At 42.0% G+C, this 6,128-nt stretch carries 4 protein-coding genes; all 4 read right to left on the minus strand.

The window, feature by feature from the left end:
* Nucleotides 1–6 precede the first annotated feature (6 nt).
* Nucleotides 7–558, minus strand: a complete 552-nt coding sequence (locus MJZ25_12970) for a hypothetical protein (GenBank protein ID MCQ2125085.1) — start codon at nucleotides 556–558, stop codon at nucleotides 7–9.
* Between the two features lie 138 nt (nucleotides 559–696).
* Nucleotides 697–2,370 carry a hypothetical protein gene (locus MJZ25_12975; protein MCQ2125086.1) on the minus strand — a complete coding sequence of 558 codons (1,674 nt, stop codon included), beginning with the start codon at nucleotides 2,368–2,370 and terminating at the stop codon, nucleotides 697–699.
* Nucleotides 2,371–2,374: 4 nt separating this feature from the next.
* A complete protein-coding gene (locus tag MJZ25_12980) occupies nucleotides 2,375–3,595 on the minus strand; it encodes a hypothetical protein (protein MCQ2125087.1) in 1,221 nt (406 codons plus the stop codon).
* A gap of 2 nt (nucleotides 3,596–3,597) precedes the next feature.
* Nucleotides 3,598–6,128 (minus strand): hypothetical protein (locus tag MJZ25_12985; GenBank protein ID MCQ2125088.1); only part of this gene is annotated, 2,531 nt, incomplete at its 5' end.

Consider the following 6,128-nt stretch of genomic DNA (forward strand, 5'->3'; position numbering starts at 1 on the left):
ATAGACCTATTTAGAAGCATGTGCGGTATAAGCAAATTCATCGACAGTAGCATAATCGATTACGTCTGCGGCAGCTAACATATCGATATACTTAGTAATGCGGGCCTCCGTCAAGAATGCGTCTGTGAATCCCGGTGTCTGTAACATCTTGCTCAACGCATGACGAGCTTCTCTGAAAGATCCGGTCTGGATCATACCGATAACGCCGGCAAGCTTTACATACATATCGTCAGGCGATGATTCAACAGAGTCAAAATCAGTTAAAATGCATTCTTCTCGGAACAACGCTATGAACTCATTACCTACAGCGATATTGTACATGATCTGCCCCGGACGGCCATCAATCTTCGCTATCTTATTGCACATATTGTTGTACTCGCTGATGAAACGTTCCTTAGAAATAACTTCAGGATCCTTTGACCCACTTCCATCAAGAACCGACTTCACCTCGTGTTCATCATAATGTTCCAATATGTCAGATAGGTCACTTGTCCAGAACGGCACATTATTGTACACACACTTACCATCCACATATGTTATTCGGTTGACGTAATCCATACCCAACTCCGTTAAAAAATAAAAGTTATCTCGTTCCAATTTATTGTCAGATACGTATTGCTGCGCAATCATTGCATTATCAAATATGCCATACAGCTTGCGTAAACGTTTTTCTACTAGATAAACCATGGTATCTCCTTAGCCAAACTTAAACTTGACATCGATTTTATATGATGACACAACGACATGAGTATAATCAGCATCTTGATTATAAAAGCTAAACGTAGCCATATCATTCGTTGATGACGATGAATATGAACAAGTGCCCATAAAATTATACTGATTCGAACTAGCACAGGTTCCTAAAATATACCTATGCCCGGCGTACAATGTAACTGAAGACGCTGTTGATGGCGCATATGTATACGAGAATAACTTATCATCTTCAACAGTACGTATAGGAGTTTCAGCTGCGGTTTCCGTCATCTTTATGTCGCATATTTTAGTCATCGCCGTCATATTACTACTATCTACTTCCCTAATCTGTAATGCAGCTGACGCAGTACCAAATGAATAATATCCACCCGGTGCCAGTGCGGTATAACTAACCAACACAACATCAGTAGACGGCGAATAGTCAATCCATACGCCAGTACCACCTTCAGAAAGCTTTACAGAATGATATGTCTCATATTTGACAATAGTGAAGGATTTACTAACCGGCATTAATTTATTATTGTTCGTTGTAATACCTTGAATAGATAATATGTAGTCACCAGCGTCAAACGATTCGACCGACAATAATTGATAGCCTGTTGCCCCTGAATGACCGGCATCATCCGACCAGCTGTACTGTTCGATGTTATCGGAATAATCAACACCGTTATTTTTTATGTCCCATGTCAATATATGATCTATCTCGATGTAATCAATATTCATCGATATATCAAATCCGAAACTTAACGACGTGGATGGGGATTTTACCGATTCATCCTTACTCGAAACAGCGATAATAGATATCGTCTTTTGCGACCCATCACTAAAATCCATGTTGGTAATAGGAATTGTAATATCGGATGTAGTATACGTAGTTACACCATCAAATGTATATTCATAGTGATCGACAAATGACGGTCCACTAACATCAAACCCATCACATATTACACTATCAATACTGATTTGTTCATTAATGGGATCAAACGACGCAGTGATCACTGCACGACTAATGGGATCGTCAACAAATACGTCTTTTGTCTTTATATCCAACAAACAACGTACGTCCAGCATTGTAAATGGATCTTCACTGTCCGCACCAACTATAGTCGGGATACGATAATCCTCAACACGACATGTCTGCGCAATCAATGCATTGTCAGCCAACACAATTTTATTATGTTCATACTGATTTTCCGCATGTGTACTGATCATAAAATAATATATACCATCATCAACAGGAATGCCGTCGGTTTGATCAATTGCAGCAACTTTCACTTCATATACAATTGCACCTTTGTCAGTAACATATTTACTCGGATTACATCCACTGTATTCAAGATTATTACCGATTGACGCAACTGTCTTGACGCCATTATCAGTGATTTGGCAAATTACGGCGTACATCGGGTCAACAACTTGATCCACTGTAACAAAAACAGAAAACGACATAATTCTGGCAGTATCCACATGTATACGAGCGGCAGGATACGAATTGCCAGTGCCGCCAATATCAAATGTTTCTACCACAGAAGAATCTGATATTTTTTGCCAAATCAGCTTAGTGCCATAATATACCGCACCAATAGGTGTCTTACCATATGTAATGGCACCCATATTTTGATAACTATCAAATGTAATACGTCCTTGAACCGGCATGAGATTAAGCCCTCATTACTACAAAGTGCAGCTTTCCATCATCAACGGACGGCGTCCAGTCTGGATCCGTTTCAATCACTGTCGGAATACTAAGTGAAATCTCGATAGCCGATGTACTGGTATTTTGTGTAAGACTAATGCCATTTCCCGCCGAAACCGGTATTGTTTCACCTATATCATCTTGCGTAGCAAGCATATTCGTTTCAGCTACAGCTGTTTCAGGTATTACCGACTCAATTGTGGAAACACGAGATTCATCCCACCCACCGGTCGCATTGATTACAAGTTTTCCTTCGGCGCTGGTATCAAACGATATATTCGTGCCTTCAGTCAACGCCATCGGCGATGTTTTCAAACGAATCTTATTGTCATCAGTACCGTCACCAGTAATCGTTATATCGTCAGTTTCAACCGAACTAATACCACCGCCTGATGCGGAAATCTTCAAAACTCCCTCTTCAGAATCATCAAACGATATATTCGTTCCGGCGGTTAGCGACCGTGGTGACACCTTCAATCGAATTTTATCAGTATCGGTTCCATCACCCGTTATAGTAATATCATCGGTTTTTACAGAACTAATTCCTCCACCTGTAGCGGATATCTTAATCTGGCCCGGGATAGATGTATCGAACGAAATATTATCGCCCTGAACCAAGTCAACAGGATCCGCAATGCTATCTATGGCAGTCTTGACGTCAGACGATAAAGTTAAGTTTTTAACGGTGTCATCGGTCAAGTCAAATACGTCAGTGTCATATTTAACGGAAATCGTATTATTATCCGTTGATATCGCTGAGCCGGCTGTATAAGAGCCTCCTGTTGTAATCGCTACCTTATGGTCAGCATCCGGTGTCACTTCAGTACCATTCACACGGATTCCAGCTATCTTGGCATTCCAACTATCAATATCAGTAGTCTGAATGTTATGTGCCGCTGACTCAGTAAACACCGGGTCAGTTTCACTAGTAATTGCCGAGTCAAGCTTTTGCTTGTCTGTGTCAGTAAAATCATTTTTAGATAAGCCATATCCAGCTTGCGTATCGACCTTGGTAGAAAGCTGCTGTGTCAAATCAGATGCAAGAACATAATCACTTAATGTAGGCTTGTTGTTTAAATCATTATAATCACCCGAAAATGCACCTATATTTTCCTTGACCTGAGCCTTTTCAGCGTCGCTAAGTGTCTGTCGCTTACTTAATACATCATAATTTCGTATAGCCATAATTAAACCCCCTTCGAATGATCGGCATCAGTAGTTTCATCACGAACGATATTCAATTGAATAAACGGAATGAACGACCATCCTTGCACGTTGGTAATCGATCCAGCATTAACAAGACGGCCATCCAGATAGAATCCGCATGACGACGGATTCCCTATATACCCGATACCTCGTGCAGGTTTATATGATTCACCAGATATTAATATCGGGCTTAGTTTATAACCAGCAATACTGAAGCCAAATTCGGTACCATTTCCACTAAATGCAACTGCAACCCAGTTGAACAAACCCTTACCAGCCAAAGGCATTCCATTCAATGACGTACTAAGTGATGCTGAATCCCATTCGTCATTAATATTCGTCTTATACTTAATGTAATGCATGGCAGAAGACTCCGACAGATTCAGATCAAATACACCAGATGTTCGGTCATATTCTACCCATGAAATCTGACCCCATGGCACCGCCTTGGTAAAGTCGGATACAGCAGCGCCATAAAATACAAAAGATGCATACAGCGGTGAGTTGGCCGAGCTTGGATCTTTAGTAGGCATGATCGATATGTTCTGTATTCTACCTGAAGGTAAATTGATTGGGAATACGGCTACATTCGTACAAGCCTGATCAGATCCCATCGCATGGCTACCGACACCCCAGTTTTGTGTAACTTCGCCACCGTATGTAATGTCGTCGTCTGTCGTAAAATTAAGTTTTAGGTTAGATATGACCTGCGGGAACGGGGTTGCTGGCGTAACAGTCGATTCATCATCCGTATCCGAACTGATCACTATACGTTTACCACCACCACTTGACTGCGGAATATCAACAGTATCAAACTTAATACCAAATCCCTGAACAATTTTAGATGATAAATACCCCATTGTGTCATCATCGTCTGAAATGCGAACTTCACCGTCGCACCCTTCAACACCACCACCCGTAGGCTCAACCCAATCAGCCGATATACCACCGCTGGAATCCTCAACCAAAGACATTACCATGCCCTTAGTTTTTCCAGTACCACTTGTCAGCTTCACTTCAATCTTATTTTGACCATTCATTGAGTTTGCCGAGATTGGATATACACTTTCAATCTTGTCGCCCCAATATGCCGGTGGTTCGCCATTAAAAGAAATTTTGCCATCTCCGCCAGTACCCGATGTGGTATCTGCAATTCCGATAGTTTCTTCGACTGCGGTAATACGATATGTCATCACCATCCCGGTTTCATCAACATATGGTTCATCACCGGAATATATCAGTTCATACCCAAAATAATTACGTGTCTTGCCGTCAGGTCCTTCAATAGCGACCGGATTCGTACTAGAATTCTTTACAGTGGTAGAAATTGACACAAAGCTAAGGCCGGTCTGGGAAGGATAATACTCAGCACCCTCAACCAAGCTATTGGATGCGCCTTCACGTTTGATATCGATCTTGTTCAAGAAATGATAACCATCAACCGGTGTACGTGTCAATGTGCCGTTGAACGACATGGTAAACATATCAACACCGTCCACGCCTTCTTCTGTGGCCAACGCATACAAACGATTGTTACGGATAAGGAATCTGACATCGTTTGTCATAATTACATCGGCAATAGACACATCCTCTAGCAAGTTCTGGTTGGTCTGCGTAATAGGTAGATCCTGAACAGTTCCACCAATATAGCCAAGCTCATATCCAAGTGCGACCTTATAATCAGTTGTTCCAGCGTCTGTTGTCGGCGTTACCTTAATGCCGGTTCCAGCAGATACAGTCAAATTCGTTGGTGCATCAACATTTGCAGTAATAGTCACCGTCTTATTAACTACATCCGGTGTCAATGTAATATTACTGCCCGCAGCAAATTTAATTGTATCTTCAGCGGTTGTTGATGGAATTTCGGTCTCAACCGGGCCAGATTCTGATGGTACCACAACAGTGACATTCGAATAGGCTTTATTAGTTTCGCCACCGCCCTCTGTAATTTTAGTCCACCCATCACCCGGTGTGTATCCATATTTAGACCCGGCTTCCATGTCGGTTTCATCGATTTCAATGGTAATCTTATCGTCTTCAGAGTCATCAATACTAAGGCCAGTACCCACATCTAGGTCAGCCGATTCAGACTCTTGAATTTCAGTCCATCCTTCGGTTGGCTGGTATCCGTATGTCTTGCCATCTTCCATGTCGGTTTCATCAATTTCGATGGTAATCTTATCGTCTTCGGAATCATCGATGCTAAGACCAGTACCTACATCTAGGTCGGCAGACTCAGACTCCTGAATTTCAGTCCACCCTTCTGTCGGCTGGTATCCGTAAGTCTTGCCATCTTCCATGTCGGTTTCGTCAATTTCGATGGTAATCTTATCGTCTTCGGAATCATCGATGCTAAGACCAGTACCTACATCTAGATCGGGAGACTTCTGAATTTCAGACCACCCTTCTGTCGGCTGGTATCCGTAAGTCTTGCCATCTTCCATGTCGGTTTCATCGATTTCGATGGTAATCTTATCGTCTTCGGAATCATCGATGCTAAGACCAGTACCTA

The sequence above is a fragment of the Fibrobacter sp. genome, assembly GCA_024399065.1.
In the GTDB taxonomy this organism is placed as follows: Bacteria; Fibrobacterota; Fibrobacteria; order Fibrobacterales; family Fibrobacteraceae; genus Fibrobacter.